This window comes from Nocardiopsis sp. iso_25, assembly GCF_056173305.1.
This window is the reverse complement of sequence record NZ_CM149667.1, coordinates 5,149,732-5,162,075: the sequence shown is the minus strand read 5'-3', so window position 1 is coordinate 5,162,075 and position 12,344 is coordinate 5,149,732. Positions and strand designations below refer to the sequence as shown.

The 12,344-nt window shown below is 71.6% G+C and carries 12 protein-coding genes; 10 read left to right on the top strand and 2 right to left on the bottom strand.

Going from position 1 to position 12,344, the window contains the following annotated elements; genetic code table 11:
- Positions 1-13: 13 nt before the first annotated feature.
- Positions 14-895: a hypothetical protein gene (locus AC0VX6_RS22180; protein ID WP_475465918.1), complete on the top strand. Its 882-nt coding sequence runs from the start codon at positions 14-16 to the stop codon at positions 893-895.
- 221 nt (positions 896-1,116) lie between these two features.
- Positions 1,117-2,493: a GntP family permease gene (locus AC0VX6_RS22175; protein WP_274974496.1), complete on the top strand. Its 1,377-nt coding sequence runs from the start codon at positions 1,117-1,119 to the stop codon at positions 2,491-2,493.
- Here AC0VX6_RS22175 and AC0VX6_RS22170 read toward each other — a convergent pair.
- Positions 2,477-3,238 (bottom strand): FadR/GntR family transcriptional regulator, encoded by a 762-nt coding sequence (locus tag AC0VX6_RS22170; RefSeq protein ID WP_475483698.1) that lies wholly within the window; start codon positions 3,236-3,238, stop codon positions 2,477-2,479. The two genes, AC0VX6_RS22175 and AC0VX6_RS22170, sit on opposite strands and share 17 nt — an antisense overlap.
- A 138-nt stretch (positions 3,239-3,376) precedes the next feature.
- Here AC0VX6_RS22170 and AC0VX6_RS22165 point away from each other — a divergent pair, with 138 nt between their 5' ends.
- Both AC0VX6_RS22165 and AC0VX6_RS22160 read left to right on the top strand, forming a co-directional pair.
- Positions 3,377-3,907 carry a gluconokinase gene (locus AC0VX6_RS22165; protein WP_475465916.1) on the top strand — a complete coding sequence of 177 codons (531 nt, stop codon included), beginning with the start codon at positions 3,377-3,379 and terminating at the stop codon, positions 3,905-3,907.
- Positions 3,908-4,014: 107 nt separating this feature from the next.
- Entirely contained in the window at positions 4,015-4,509 is a 495-nt protein-coding gene (locus AC0VX6_RS22160; RefSeq protein WP_274974494.1) for a hypothetical protein, read from the top strand.
- A 135-nt stretch (positions 4,510-4,644) separates the two neighbouring features.
- On the opposite strand, the gene AC0VX6_RS22155 is transcribed toward AC0VX6_RS22160, so the two are convergent.
- Positions 4,645-5,052, bottom strand: a complete 408-nt coding sequence (locus AC0VX6_RS22155; protein ID WP_047868227.1) for a hypothetical protein — start codon at positions 5,050-5,052, stop codon at positions 4,645-4,647.
- Between the two features lie 341 nt (positions 5,053-5,393).
- On the opposite strand from AC0VX6_RS22155, the gene AC0VX6_RS22150 reads away from it, so the two are divergent.
- The 6 genes from AC0VX6_RS22150 to AC0VX6_RS22125 all read left to right on the top strand — a co-directional run bounded on the left by AC0VX6_RS22150 (position 5,394) and on the right by AC0VX6_RS22125 (position 12,225).
- Positions 5,394-7,061 (top strand): ABC transporter substrate-binding protein, encoded by a 1,668-nt coding sequence (locus AC0VX6_RS22150; RefSeq protein ID WP_274974493.1) that lies wholly within the window; start codon positions 5,394-5,396, stop codon positions 7,059-7,061.
- Positions 7,062-7,305: 244 nt separating this feature from the next.
- Positions 7,306-8,310 carry an ABC transporter permease gene (locus AC0VX6_RS22145; RefSeq protein ID WP_274974492.1) on the top strand — a complete coding sequence of 335 codons (1,005 nt, stop codon included), beginning with the start codon at positions 7,306-7,308 and terminating at the stop codon, positions 8,308-8,310.
- Positions 8,310-9,353 (top strand): ABC transporter permease, encoded by a 1,044-nt coding sequence (locus AC0VX6_RS22140; RefSeq protein WP_274974491.1) that lies wholly within the window; start codon positions 8,310-8,312, stop codon positions 9,351-9,353. The genes AC0VX6_RS22145 and AC0VX6_RS22140 overlap by 1 nt, the downstream gene beginning before the upstream one ends.
- A 1-nt stretch (position 9,354) precedes the next feature.
- Positions 9,355-10,470, top strand: coding sequence for an ABC transporter ATP-binding protein (locus AC0VX6_RS22135; RefSeq protein WP_274974490.1), 1,116 nt, complete (start codon positions 9,355-9,357; stop codon positions 10,468-10,470).
- On the top strand, positions 10,467-11,570 hold the full coding sequence (locus AC0VX6_RS22130) for an ABC transporter ATP-binding protein (protein WP_274974489.1): 1,104 nt from the start codon (positions 10,467-10,469) through the stop codon (positions 11,568-11,570). Before AC0VX6_RS22135 ends, AC0VX6_RS22130 begins: the two co-directional genes overlap by 4 nt.
- Before the next feature lie 235 nt (positions 11,571-11,805).
- Complete coding sequence (locus tag AC0VX6_RS22125; RefSeq protein ID WP_475465913.1) at positions 11,806-12,225, top strand: SdpI family protein; 420 nt, start codon at positions 11,806-11,808, stop codon at positions 12,223-12,225.
- Positions 12,226-12,344 lie beyond the last annotated feature (119 nt).

Here is a 12,344-nt window from a genome sequence, read left to right as displayed (position 1 = left end):
CCAAGGAGGCCGCGTGGCCAGGATCCTCTGCGTCCACGGCATCGCCCAGCAGTTCAAGGGCGCCGAGACCCTGCTTGCCCAGTGGCGCCCCGCGCTCACCGACGGCGCGGCCCTGGCCGGGGCCCGCCTCGGTCAGGACGACGTCGCCATGGCCTTCTACGGCGACCTGTTCCGGCCCGCCGGGCACCGCTCGGTCGGACTCCCGCCCTACGACGCCTCCGACGTCGAGGAGGGCCTGGAACAGGACCTGCTGCGCGCCCTGTGGGAGGAGGCCGCCCGGACCGACCCCTCGGTGCCCGGACCTCAGGCGCCGGTCCGGTTCGGCGCCCCCTCCTGGGTACAGCGCGCCCTGGTGTCGCTGTCCCGCCACTCCGTCTTCGCCGGGCTGGCGGACCGCGCCATGATCGCCGACCTCAAGCAGGTCCGCGCCTACCTCACCGACCCCGCCGTGAGGGCGGCGGCCCAGCGGCGGGTCCTCGCCGGGATCGGCCCCGACACCCGCCTCGTCGTCGCGCACTCGCTCGGCAGCGTGGTCGCCTACGAGGCCCTGTGCGCCGCCTCCCTCGCCCCCTCCGACGATCCCGTCTCCGCCTCCGGATCTGCTCCGGTCCTCGACCTCGTGACGCTCGGGTCTCCCCTCGGTATCGCGGGGCTGATCTTCGACCGCCTCCTGCCCTCCCCGGAGAAGGGCCGCGGCACCCGTCCGCCGGCGGTGCGTACGTGGACCAACGTGGCCGACCGGCGCGACGTGGTCGCCCTGGTCAAGGAGCTGGACCCGCTGTTCGGCGGCGTGGCGGACCTGCCGGTGGACAACGGGCCGAAGGCGCACGACGCCTCGCCCTACCTCACGTCCCGGGAAGTGGGGCGGGCGGTGGCCGCGGGGCTCGCGGGGTGACGACCGAACGCCTCCATGTGTCGCATGTCACCCTCGCCCCGAAAGCTGCTGGTGGATCGGGTTTCCGGTGACGCAGGTCTCGCGGTTGTAACAGAACGGAACGCTGGTGTTCACATAACCTCACAAATGGTATTACCATTCTCGGAGCCTGCCCCCAGAGCAGGTCGGAGCCGTACTCCCGTACAGCTCAGCACCACCGCACACCCACGGAAGGCTCCGTCGTGGAGAACTTCGAACCCGTCTACGGGACGGGACCCCTTCTCGGGATCGCTGCGGGAGCCATCGCCCTCCTGCTGTTCCTGATCATCCGCCTCAAGCTGCACGCGTTCGTGGCGCTCATCCTGGTCAGCGTCCTGACCGCCCTGGCCACCGGCATCCCCGTCACCGGGGTGGTGCCCACCCTCCTGGACGGCTTCGGGAGCACCCTCGCCAGCGTCGCCCTGCTCGTCGGGCTCGGCGTGATGATCGGCCGCCTGCTGGAGATCACCGGGGGCGCGGCCGTCCTGGCCGGGGCGCTGATCAAGCTCTTCGGCGAGAAGCGCGCGCCGCTCGCGCTCGGCGTCGCCTCCCTGCTCTTCGGCTTCCCGATCTTCTTCGACGTCGGCCTCATCGTCATGCTGCCGATCGTCTTCAGCGTGGCCCGCCGCGTCGGCGGTTCCGTGCTCATGTACGCGCTGCCCACCGCGGGAGCCTTCGCGGTCATGCACGCCTTCGTGCCCCCGCACCCCGGCCCGGTCACCGCAGCCGTGGAGATCGAGGCGGACATGGGCCTGGTGCTCCTGATCGGCACCATCCTGGCCATCCCCACCTGGTACCTGGCCAGCTACCTGTTCGGCCTGTGGGCCGGGAGGAAGTGGGAGCTGGCGGTCCCCGAGGACATCATGTCCGACGGCACCGTCAAGCACGAGAACCCGCCGCGCCTGGTGACCGTGCTGGCCGTCCTCCTGCTGCCGATGCTGCTGATCTTCGCCAACACGGGTGTGACCACGCTCGTCTCCACGGGCGCGGTGTCCGCCGAGGCCACGTGGGCGCAGATCCTCCAGCTGCTCGGACAGACCCCGATCGCGCTGCTCATCACCGTGCTCTTCGCGATGGTCGTGCTCAGCCCGGGCCGCTTCACCCGTCAGCGGGTGGAGGAGATCGTCGGCGGCGCGCTCGGCCCGGTCTGCGCCATCATCCTCATCACCGGCGCGGGCGGCATGTTCGGCGGCGTGCTGCGCACCAGCGGCATCGGCGACGCCCTCGCCGACAGCCTGGAGTCCACCGGCCTGCCGGTGATCGTCGCCGCCTTCGTCATCGCGCTCGCGCTGCGCGTCGCCCAGGGCTCGGCCACCGTCGCCATCACCACCGCGGCGGGTCTGATCGCCCCGGCCGTGGCGGCCACCTCGGGACTCTCCTCGATCGACCTGGCCCTGATCGTCATCGCGATCGCCTCCGGCGCCACCGCCCTGTCGCACGTCAACGACTCCGGGTTCTGGCTGGTCGGCCGTTTCCTGGGTATGGACGTCAAGACGACGCTCAAGACCTGGACGGTCATGGAGACCCTGATCGGCTTCATCGGCTTCGGGCTCGCCTTCGGACTCAGCCTGGTGCTGTGACCGCGCGGGCGGAACCCGGCCGTCCGCTCAGGACGCGGGTTTCCGCCCTCCGGTCGCCCTCCAGCGCGACGGACACTTCGGTGACGATGGAGCGCATCGCGGCCTCCGCCACGTCGGGGAGGCCGTCCCGGATCGCCTGGGCCACGGCCTTGTGCAGCCGCAGCGCCTCCGGGCGCGGGTTGCGCGGCATCAGGTGGTAGGAGGTGCGTCCGACCAGGACCTCCGCCACCACCTGGGACAGGCCGACGAACATCTCGTTGCCGGACAGCTCCAGGATGCGGCGGTGGAACGTGACGTCCAACTCCAGGAAGGTCTCCAGGTCCCCGGCGCGCCCGGTGCGGACCATCTGGTCGGCGACCACCACCAGCTGGGCCCGCTCCTCGGCGTCGCCGCGCTCGGCGGCCAGGGCCGCGGCGCCCGGTTCCAGCGCGGCGCGCAGCTCGTTGAGCGAGCGCAGCTGCTCCATCCGGCCGGGCCCGGCCAGGCGCCAGCGGATGAGCTGGGGGTCGAAGACGCTCCAGTCCCGGCGCGGGCGCACGCGGATGCCGGTGCGGGGGCGGCTGACCACCAACCGCATGGACTCCAGGACGCGCACGGCCTCGCGCGCGACCGTCCGGGAGACGCCGAAGTCCTGTTCCAGGCCCTGGAGGGTGAAGGTGTGGCCGGTCCGGTACTCGCCTGCGGCGATGGCGGGTCCGAGCACCGCCAGCACGCGGTTGTGCAGTGTGCGGTGGTCCGTGGCCATCGTTCTCCTCGTGCTCCGGGGCCGTCCGGTTGGCCGCATGCGGCCGTGGGGTCACGCTGAAGCCTAGCCCGATTGATTGATATCACTATTAATGGTGACGCTTGCGGCCACGCAGGGGCACCACGACACGGAGAAACCATGCACTTTGTCTTCATGGGGGTCTCGGGCAGCGGCAAGACCACTGTCGCTGAACGTGTGGCCAAGCAGCTGGGCCTGCCCTTCGCCGAGGCCGACGACTTCCACCCCCGGGCCAACATCGACAAGATGGCGGCGGGCGTGCCGCTGACCGACGAGGACCGCTGGCCGTGGCTGCACGAGCTGGCACGGTGGATCGCCGAACACGAGGCCGCCGGCCAGTCCACGGTCATGGCCTGCTCGGCGCTCAGGCACAGCTACCGCGACGTCCTGCGCCAGGCCGCCCCGGGCGTGCGCTTCCTGCACATGCACGGCTCCGCCGAGGTGATCTGGCGGCGGATCGAGGCCCGTCAGGACCACTTCATGCCGCCCGCGCTCCTGGAGTCGCAGCTCGACACCCTCGAACGGCTGAAGGCGGACGAGCCCGGCCTCGAACTCGACGTCAGGGACGACGTGGAGGCCCTCGTCGGGCAGGCCCTGGAGTACGTGGGGCCGCTGCTGCGCCCGGCGGGGGCGCCGGTCGTCGGGGACTGAAGGGGAGCGGCGGCGGGCCACGGTCACGTCACCGTCCGGTCTCGAATTCCGTGCACGGTTGCGCGGGCGTCTTGCGTGGTTCCTCCCGGAACGCGACGCTGTTCGGCATGTCGAACTCCGTCTCGTCCCCCGTGTCCCCCGCCTCCCGGATCCTCGGCACCGCACGGTCCTCCGCGGCGGGCCTCCTCGCGGAGCGCCGCCCCGGTGCGCGTCCCCCGCGCGACGTGCGCCAGACCTTCGTCCTGATGCTGGTCGCCGTCCCCTTGTACGGCCTGCTGGCCTACCTGGCGGGCGACCGGATGCTCTCGGGCGCGCACGAGGACGCCGCCGACGGCCTGCGCGCCCTGATGGTCACCGCCGCGCTCGCGGGCGTGGCCCTGGGGGCCCTGGCCGTCCCGGTGCGCCGCGGCGGCAACGCCCTGTGGCGCACCGCCCAGGTCGGCGCCGTGGCCGGAATGGGGGTCGCCGTGGCCGGTCTGTACGCGGCCGCGCGGCTGGTGGACACGCAGCTGCTGCTGGCCGCGGTCGTGGTGGCGGTCGCCGCCATCGTCGTCAACATCGCGCTGTGGAGCACCGAGGTCCACCGCTGGTGCGGCCGGTAGGAGGTCCGGCGCCCGCGGACCGGTCCGCCGCTACGCCCCGTCCCTCGCGGGCGGGGCGGCCGGAGCCGGGGTCCCCGCCGCGCGCGTGACCGAAGGGGGAGGGGGACGACGGCGCGCCGTCGTCCCCCTCCCGCGCTACTCCTCGTCGTCCTCGCCGTCGGCGGCCGCGTGCAGCCGCGCCAGGTGGTCGCTGTCGTCCTCCCCGTGGCGGCCCAGGTAGATCTCCCTGGCCTCGTCCGCGATGTCGGCCGACTCGTCCTCGAAACCGTAGTCGGCCAAGTCGTCCAGCAGGTCCAGCGCCCGGTGCAGGGCGTCGCCGTCGTCGGGGGACTGGGCGGCCTCCTGGGGGAGGTGGGCCACGACCCTGGCGAGGACGGCGGCGCGCGCCTCGTCCACTGCGCTCTCGGATCCGGCCGCGGCGGTCAGCCGGATCCTGGTGATGGGATCCTCGTCGGCCACCAGCATCAGCTGTTCGGCCAGCCAGGAGGCCTCCTGGCCCTCGAGGAACGCGGTCAGCGCCGCGTCGTCAAGCGGTGTGGTCATTGGCAGATCATAGGCCCGCCCGGCGCCTCCGCCGACACCGGAGCCCGGGCTCCGGGGCGGGTCCGCGAGGCCGGAAAACACACCCTTTCATCCCATCATCGGATATCAGACGGCGGGGAAAATTCTCTTTCCCGTGTTACGGGGGTGTTGCCGTGAAGTTTCACGTGATAGTGCGTTCATCTGTTCGACAACTCGTATCCGAAAATGCGCCCATGGATCACGGCACAGATGGGAAACGGTTGTATTAATACCCAGCTGTCTATCTTCACAGTCGCTCTCGGTGCGGTCTAGGGTCCACTCAATCGTTCCAGGGCCTGCCGGGCCCCGCACTGAGGTGGACCATGTTCAGGAAGCCTTTCCGAAAGCCGTTGGCCCTCCTGGCCTCCGCGGCCGCGCTCACGCTGGTGGCCACAGCGTGTGCCGAGAGTAACCGCGAGGGCGGGGGGACCGACGCGTCGGAGCCCTTCGTCTTCGCCTCCGCGGGCGACATCAAAACCCTCGACCCCTTCCTCACCAGTGACGGTGAGACCTTCCGTTACAGCAGGCAGGTCTTCGAAACCCTTCTCGAACACGAATCGGGCGGGACCGAAATCGTCGGCGGACTCGCCGAGGACTGGGAGCAGTCCGAGGACGGCACCGTCTGGACCTTCCACCTGCGCGACGGCGTCGTGTTCCACGACGGCGACGAGTTCAACGCCGAGGCGGTCTGCGCCAACTTCGACCGCTGGTACAACCTCACCGGCGGTTTCCAGAGCTCGAACAACTCCTATTACTGGCAGTCGATCTTCGGCGGCTTCGCGGAGAACGAGAGCGAGGACCTCGCCGAGTCCCGGTACGTCTCCTGCGAGGCCACCGACGAGCTGACCACGGTCATCACGATCGACGAGTACTCCTCCATCTTCCCCGGCGGCTTCAGCCTCGCCTCGTTCGGCATCATGAGCCCCACCACGCTGGAGGCCATCGCCGACGCCGAGATCACCGGCGAGGAGGGCAACTTCACCCTCCCCGAGTACACCCAGACGGCCGGAACCGTCGCGGGCACCGGACCCTTCACCGTCCAGGAGTGGGACCACGACCAGGCCGAGGTGACGCTCCAGCGCTTCGACGACTACTGGGGTGAGACCGCGGGCTTCGAGACGATGATCCTGCGTGCGATCCCCGACGAGACCGCCCGCCGCCAGGCCCTGGAGGCGGGTGACATCCACGGCTACGACCTGGTCGCCCCCGCCGACGTCGCCCCCCTGACCGAGGCCGACTTCCAGGTGCCCACCCGCGGCGTGTTCAACGTCCTGTACATGGCCTACCAGCAGGAGGCCAGCGAGGCACTCGCCGACCTGGAGGTGCGCCAGGCCCTCGCCCACGCGGTGGACCGCCAGCGCATCGTCGACACGATCCTGCCCGAGGGCGGCGAGGTCGCGACCCAGTTCCACCCCGACACCCTCGACGGCTGGTCCCCGGACGTGCAGACCTACGAGTACGACCCCGAACTGGCCCGGGAGATGCTGGCGGACGCCGGGCAGGAGGACCTGACCCTGGAGTTCTGCTACCCGACCGACGTCACCCGCCCCTACATGCCCGCGCCGCGCGACATCTTCGACGTCATCGCCGCGGACCTGGAGGCGGTCGGCGTCACCGTGGAGCCGGTCACCTACGAGTGGACCGAGTACGTCCCGCGCACCAACTCCGGTGAGTGCCCGCTGTACCTGCTCGGCTGGACCGGCGACTACAACGACGCCTACAACTTCATCGGCACCTGGTTCTCCCAGTACAACAGCGAGTTCGGCTTCCGTGACGAGGACCTGTTCGACGCCATGGAGGAGGCGAGCACCAACCCGAACGAGGAGGAGCGCGTCGCCGCCTACCAGGACCTGAACAACCAGATCATGGACATCCTGCCGGGGCTGCCCATCTCCAGCTCCCCGCCGTCCATCGCCTTCTCCGCGAACGTCAACCCGCCCAACGTCAGCCCGCTGACCCAGGAGAACTTCTCCGAGGCCTCCTGGAAGTAGTCCCCCCTCCCGAGGGAGAGGGGAAGGGCCCGACCGGCCACCGGTCGGGCCCGCCCGCTGCCCGGGGCCGCGGTCCACGGTCCGTCCGGGGCCGCGCGCCCCGTGCCGCGACACCGCCCGGCGGGGGCGCGCCGCCCGCGCGCCGCCCGGGCCCCTCGTCCGAACCACCCGCTCGAACTCCCGCCGCGATCCGGCGGGGACGCTTCGCGTCCACAGTTCCCACCACTGGCGAAAGGCGGCGAAAGTGCTGCGATTCATCGTCAGGCGTCTCCTCCAGCTGATCCCGACACTGGGCGGCCTGTCGATCCTGCTGTTCGTCTGGCTGCAACGGCTGCCGGGCGGACCGGAGTACGCCCTCCTACCCGACGACGCGACGGCCGAACAGCGCGCCGCGCTGCGTCGCTCCCTCGGCCTGGACGAACCGGTCACGGTTCAGTACCTGGCCTTCCTGCGCCGTATCCTCCAGGGCGACCTCGGAACCTCGCTCTCCACCGGACGGCCGGTCACCGAGGAGTTCCTCACCCGTTTCCCGGCCACGTTCGAACTGTCGGTCACCGCGATGCTGATCGCGGTCGTCGTCGGAGTCCCCCTCGGCTACCTCGCCGCGCGCAGACGCGGCTCCGTGCTGGACTTCGCGGCCGTGGGCGGTTCCCTCCTGGGCATCTGCACGCCGGTGTTCTTCCTCGCCTTCATCCTGAAGGTGGTCTTCGCCGAGCGGCTCGGGATGTTCCCCTCCGCCTTCCGGCTCTCGCCGGGCCTGATCCGCACCGACCTCAGCGGGTTCGTCGTCCTCGACGGCCTGCGGACCGGGGAACTCGACGTGGTGTGGGACGCCCTGCTCCACCTCGTGCTGCCCGGGGTCGCGCTGGCCTCGATCCCGCTCGCCGTGATCGTCCGGATGACCCGCGCCAGCGTGCTGGAGGTGGTCGGCGAGGACTACGTGCGCACCGCCAACGCCAAGGGGCTGCACCGCAACACCGTGCGCACCCGCCACGTGATGCGCAACGCCATGCTCCCCGTGGTCACCTCGGTCGGACTGCTCACCGGAAGCCTGTTCGCAGGAGCCGTGCTCACCGAGAGCGTCTTCGCCTTCCCCGGTATCGGCTCGTTCGTCTACGCCGCCACGCAGGGGCGCGACTACCCGGTCCTCACCGGGTTCATCCTGCTCATCGCGACCATGTACGTGTTCATCAACCTGTTGGTGGACATCTCCTACAGCCTCCTCGACCCGAGAGTGCGGGCCCAGTGATGCCGACGACACCGAGCCCCCACCACCGGTCCGAACCCGCGGGCGCACCGGAGCCCGAGGGCACCGCGGCCCAGCGCACGCCCCTCCTGGGACGCAAGGCGGCCAGGGTGGACCGGCTGGCCGAACTCATGGGCCAGCGCGAGGAGGGCGAACACGGCGCGGGCATCTGGCGCACCGCCTTCGAGCGCATGCGCCGCAGCCCCATGGCCATCACCGGCGCCGTGATCGTCGTGGTGTTCCTCGTCGTGGCGCTGTTCTCACCGCTCATCGCGCCCTACGACCCCGTCTCCCAGAGCTGGGGCGACGAGGTCTTCCCCAACCGCAACGTGTTCGTCGGCCCGCGCGCCGAGAACTGGCTGGGCCTGGACAACCTCGGCCGCGACCAGTTCTCCCGCATGGTGATCGGCGCCCGCCAGACCCTCCTGGTCGGCGTGGTCGCCACCCTGGTCGGCTTCGGCGTCGGCGCGCTGCTCGGCGGCGCGGCCGGGGCCGCCGCGGTCCTGGGCGGCCGTTGGGGCCGCCAGGTGGACAACGCCGTCATGCGCGTCATCGACATGATGCTGGCGCTGCCCACCCTGCTGCTCGCGGTCACCATCGCCGCCCTGGTCGGCCCCAGCCTGACCACGGTCATGTTCGCGGTCGGCGTGGCGCAGATCCCCATCTTCGCCCGCCTCCTGCGCGGCGCGATGCTCTCCCAGGGCAACCGCGAGTACGTGCTGGCCGCCCGCGCGCTGGGCGTGCGCAAGCACAAGATCGCCCTCGTGCACATCCTGCCGAACTCGCTCGGCCCGGTGATCGTGCAGTCCACGCTCACCCTGGCCACCGCCATCATCGACGCGGCGGCCCTGTCCTACCTGGGTCTGGGCAACCCGGACCCGGCCTTCCCCGAATGGGGGACCATGCTCGCCGACGCCCAGCGGTTCCTGTCCAGCGCGCCGCAGCTGGCCGTGTACCCGGCGCTGGCCATCATCGTCACCGCCCTGGGCTTCACCCTGCTGGGTGAGGCGATGCGGGAGGCGCTCGACCCCAAGCTGAGGAAGTGACATGAGTTCCAGCACGCCGCTGCTGGCGGTGGACGAGCTGTCCGTGGTGTTCGGCGGACGCGGCTCCGACGAGGTGCGGGCCGTGGACGGGGTGTCCTTCACCCTGGAGGAGGGACGGGTGACCGGCCTGGTCGGCGAGTCCGGCTGCGGCAAGAGCGTCACCTCGCTCGCCCTCATGGGCCTGCTCCCCGACCGGGGGGTGCGGGTCGGCGGCAGCGCCGTCATGCGGTTGCCCGACGGCCCGGTCGACCTGTTGGAGCTGTCGCAGAAGCGGATGCGCGACCTGCGCGGCTCCCAGCTGGCGATGATCTTCCAGGACCCGCTCAGCTCCCTCAACCCCGTGGTGCCCATCGGCCGCCAGGTCACCGAGATCCTGCGCCGCCACCGGGGGATGCGCGGTTCGGCGGCCGAGAAGGAGGCCGCCGACCTGCTGGACCGGGTGGGCATCCCCGACCCCACCCGGCGGCTGCGCGAGTACCCGCACCAGCTGTCGGGCGGCATGCGCCAGCGCGCGCTCATCGCCATGGCGGTGGCCTGCCGCCCCCGCGTGATGATCGCCGACGAGCCCACCACCGCCCTGGACGTCACCATCCAGGCGCAGATCCTGGAGCTGCTCCGGGACCTGGTCACCGAGGAGGGCACCGCCCTGCTGATGATCACGCACGACCTGGGCGTGGTCGCCGGGCTGTGCGACGACATCAACGTCCTGTACGCGGGGCGGGCGGTGGAGACCGCGCCGCGCGCGCCGCTGTTCGCCGACCCCACCCACCCCTACACGGTGGGCCTGCTGGGCTCCATCCCCCGGTTGGACGCCCCGCGCGGTGAGCGGCTCACCCCCATCCGGGGGTCGGTCAACGACAACATCGCCTGGGCGCAGGGGTGCGCGTTCGCGCCCCGCTGCGACCACTACACGATGGAGTGCCTCCAGGGGCCGCCGGAGCTCGTGGCGGTGGGCGCCGCGGCGGGCGTGGAGGAGGGCGGCCGCTCCGGGCGGGGCCCGGCGGCCGCACACGTGCACCGGTGCGTGAACCCGATCCGGGACGCGGACGCGGCCGACCGGCCCACGCTGGACGGCCCGGGCGGTCCGGACGGCGACGACGAGGAGGAGCGGGTATGAGCCTGCTGCGGATCAACGACCTCAAGGTGCACTTCCCCATCAGGAGGGGGGTGCTCTTCGACCGCACCGTCGGCCACGTGCGCGCGGTCGACGGAGTCAGCCTGGAGATCGAGAGCGGCCAGACCTACGGCCTTGTGGGCGAGTCCGGCTGCGGCAAGACCACCCTGGGCCGCGCGGTGCTGCGGCTGGTGGACGTGACCGAGGGTGAGGTGCTCTTCGGCGGACAGGACCTGGCCGGCCTGGACGAGGAGTCGATGCGCCGCCAGCGCAAGAACCTCCAGATGGTGTTCCAGGACCCGCTGGGCAGCCTCAACCCCCGGCAGAACATCGGTTCCATCCTGCTGGAGGGCCTGCAGACCCACGGGATCGGCGGCCCGCCGCCGGGGGAGGGCCCCTCCGGCGGCAGGGAGCGCCGCGCCCTGGTCCTGGAGGACCAGCGCAGGCGCGTGGTCGACGCCCTGGAGAGGGTGGGCCTGTCGGCCAAGGCGCTCACCCGCTACCCGCACGAGTTCTCCGGCGGCCAGCGCCAGCGCATCGGCATCGCCCGCGCGCTGGTGCTGGAGCCCGACCTCATCATCTGCGACGAGCCGGTCTCGGCGCTGGACGTGTCGATCCAGGCCCAGGTGCTCAACCTGCTGGAGAGCCTCCAGGAGGAACTGGGGCTGACCTACCTGGTCATCGCGCACGACCTGGCCGTGGTCCGCCACGTCAGCGACGTGGTCGGGGTGATGTACCTGGGCGGCCTGGTGGAGGAGGCCTCCAGCGACGACCTGTACGAGACGCCGATGCACCCGTACACGCGCTCGCTCATGTCGGCGGTGCCGGTCCCCGACCCGCAGGTGGAGGACAGCCGCGAGCGCATCCTGCTGGCGGGCGACCTGCCCTCGCCCGCCGACCCGCCCAAGGGCTGTCGCTTCCACACCCGCTGCCCGTGGCGGCAGGAGGAGCGGTGCGACACCGAGCGGCCCGAACTGCGCCCGGTCGGAGGCGCCGAGGGCGGCACCCACAGGGTGGCCTGCCACTACGCCGAGCAGATCCTCTCGGGTGAGATCCGTCCCAGGGAGGAGATGGCCGAGCGCATCGTGCACGGCACCGGTTGAGCCGACCGGCGGGGGCGGCCGTCCGGGACCCGGACGGCCGCCCTCCGTGCCGGGCCACCGTGCGGCGCGGGCACCTTCCCCGGAAGCGGCGGTCCTCTGCCCGGTCCTCGGCCCCCTGGCGGCGCGGGGCCCGGCCGCCCCGGCGATTCCCGGAGACGGCACGGTTATCGTGGGACACCCGCCATCCGCCGGGACGGAGGACCCGCGCTCCCGGCGTTCTGACGGAAGGAGCCCCTTGCCACCGTTCCTCGCAGAGGCCGTGTCCGACGGCACCGAACCCCTGACCGGCTGGACCATGGTCCTGATCATGGCGATTCTGGCGGTCGCCCCGGCAATCCTGATCGCTTCGGGCTGGCTGGGCGCTCGGGGACTGATCCGCCCCAACCTGGTGTTCGGCATCCGCACCACGTACACCCTCTCCGACGACGACGCCTGGTACACCGTGCACGCCCTGGCCGGGAACTGGACGATCGCCTCCGGGGCGGTCATGGCGCTGTCCGTCGCCCTGACCCCCTTCTTCACGGACGACATCCGTCTCCAGGCGGCCGCCATGCTGGCGCCGGTGGGCACGGGCCTGATTCTGCTCTTCCTGGGCGTGTGGCGCGCGGAACGGATCGCGCGGGCCCGGGCCGCCCGCGACACCGACGCCCCCTGAAGGCAGTGGGGCGGGCTGTGCGATCGCTCACCCAGGGCGCGGAGCCCCAGGTGGACGGTCCCCGCGCGCGGCGGGCGGCGAAGAACACCCGCCGGAACCGGGAGAGGACGCCCCCGGGC

Bases quoted from the DNA above. Each gene is read 5' to 3' on its own strand.
- AC0VX6_RS22155 (WP_047868227.1), bottom strand. From the start codon at position 5,052: ATGACCACACCGCTTGACGACGCGGCGCTGACCGCGTTCCTCGAGGGC.
- AC0VX6_RS22170 (WP_475483698.1), bottom strand. From the start codon at position 3,238: ATGGCCACGGACCACCGCACACTGCACAACCGCGTGCTGGCGGTGCTC.
- AC0VX6_RS22140 (WP_274974491.1), top strand. From the start codon at position 8,310: ATGCCGACGACACCGAGCCCCCACCACCGGTCCGAACCCGCGGGCGCA.
- AC0VX6_RS22160 (WP_274974494.1), top strand. From the start codon at position 4,015: ATGTCGAACTCCGTCTCGTCCCCCGTGTCCCCCGCCTCCCGGATCCTC.
- AC0VX6_RS22130 (WP_274974489.1), top strand. From the start codon at position 10,467: ATGAGCCTGCTGCGGATCAACGACCTCAAGGTGCACTTCCCCATCAGG.
- AC0VX6_RS22135 (WP_274974490.1), top strand. From the start codon at position 9,355: ATGAGTTCCAGCACGCCGCTGCTGGCGGTGGACGAGCTGTCCGTGGTG.
- AC0VX6_RS22150 (WP_274974493.1), top strand. From the start codon at position 5,394: ATGTTCAGGAAGCCTTTCCGAAAGCCGTTGGCCCTCCTGGCCTCCGCG.
- AC0VX6_RS22165 (WP_475465916.1), top strand. From the start codon at position 3,377: ATGCACTTTGTCTTCATGGGGGTCTCGGGCAGCGGCAAGACCACTGTC.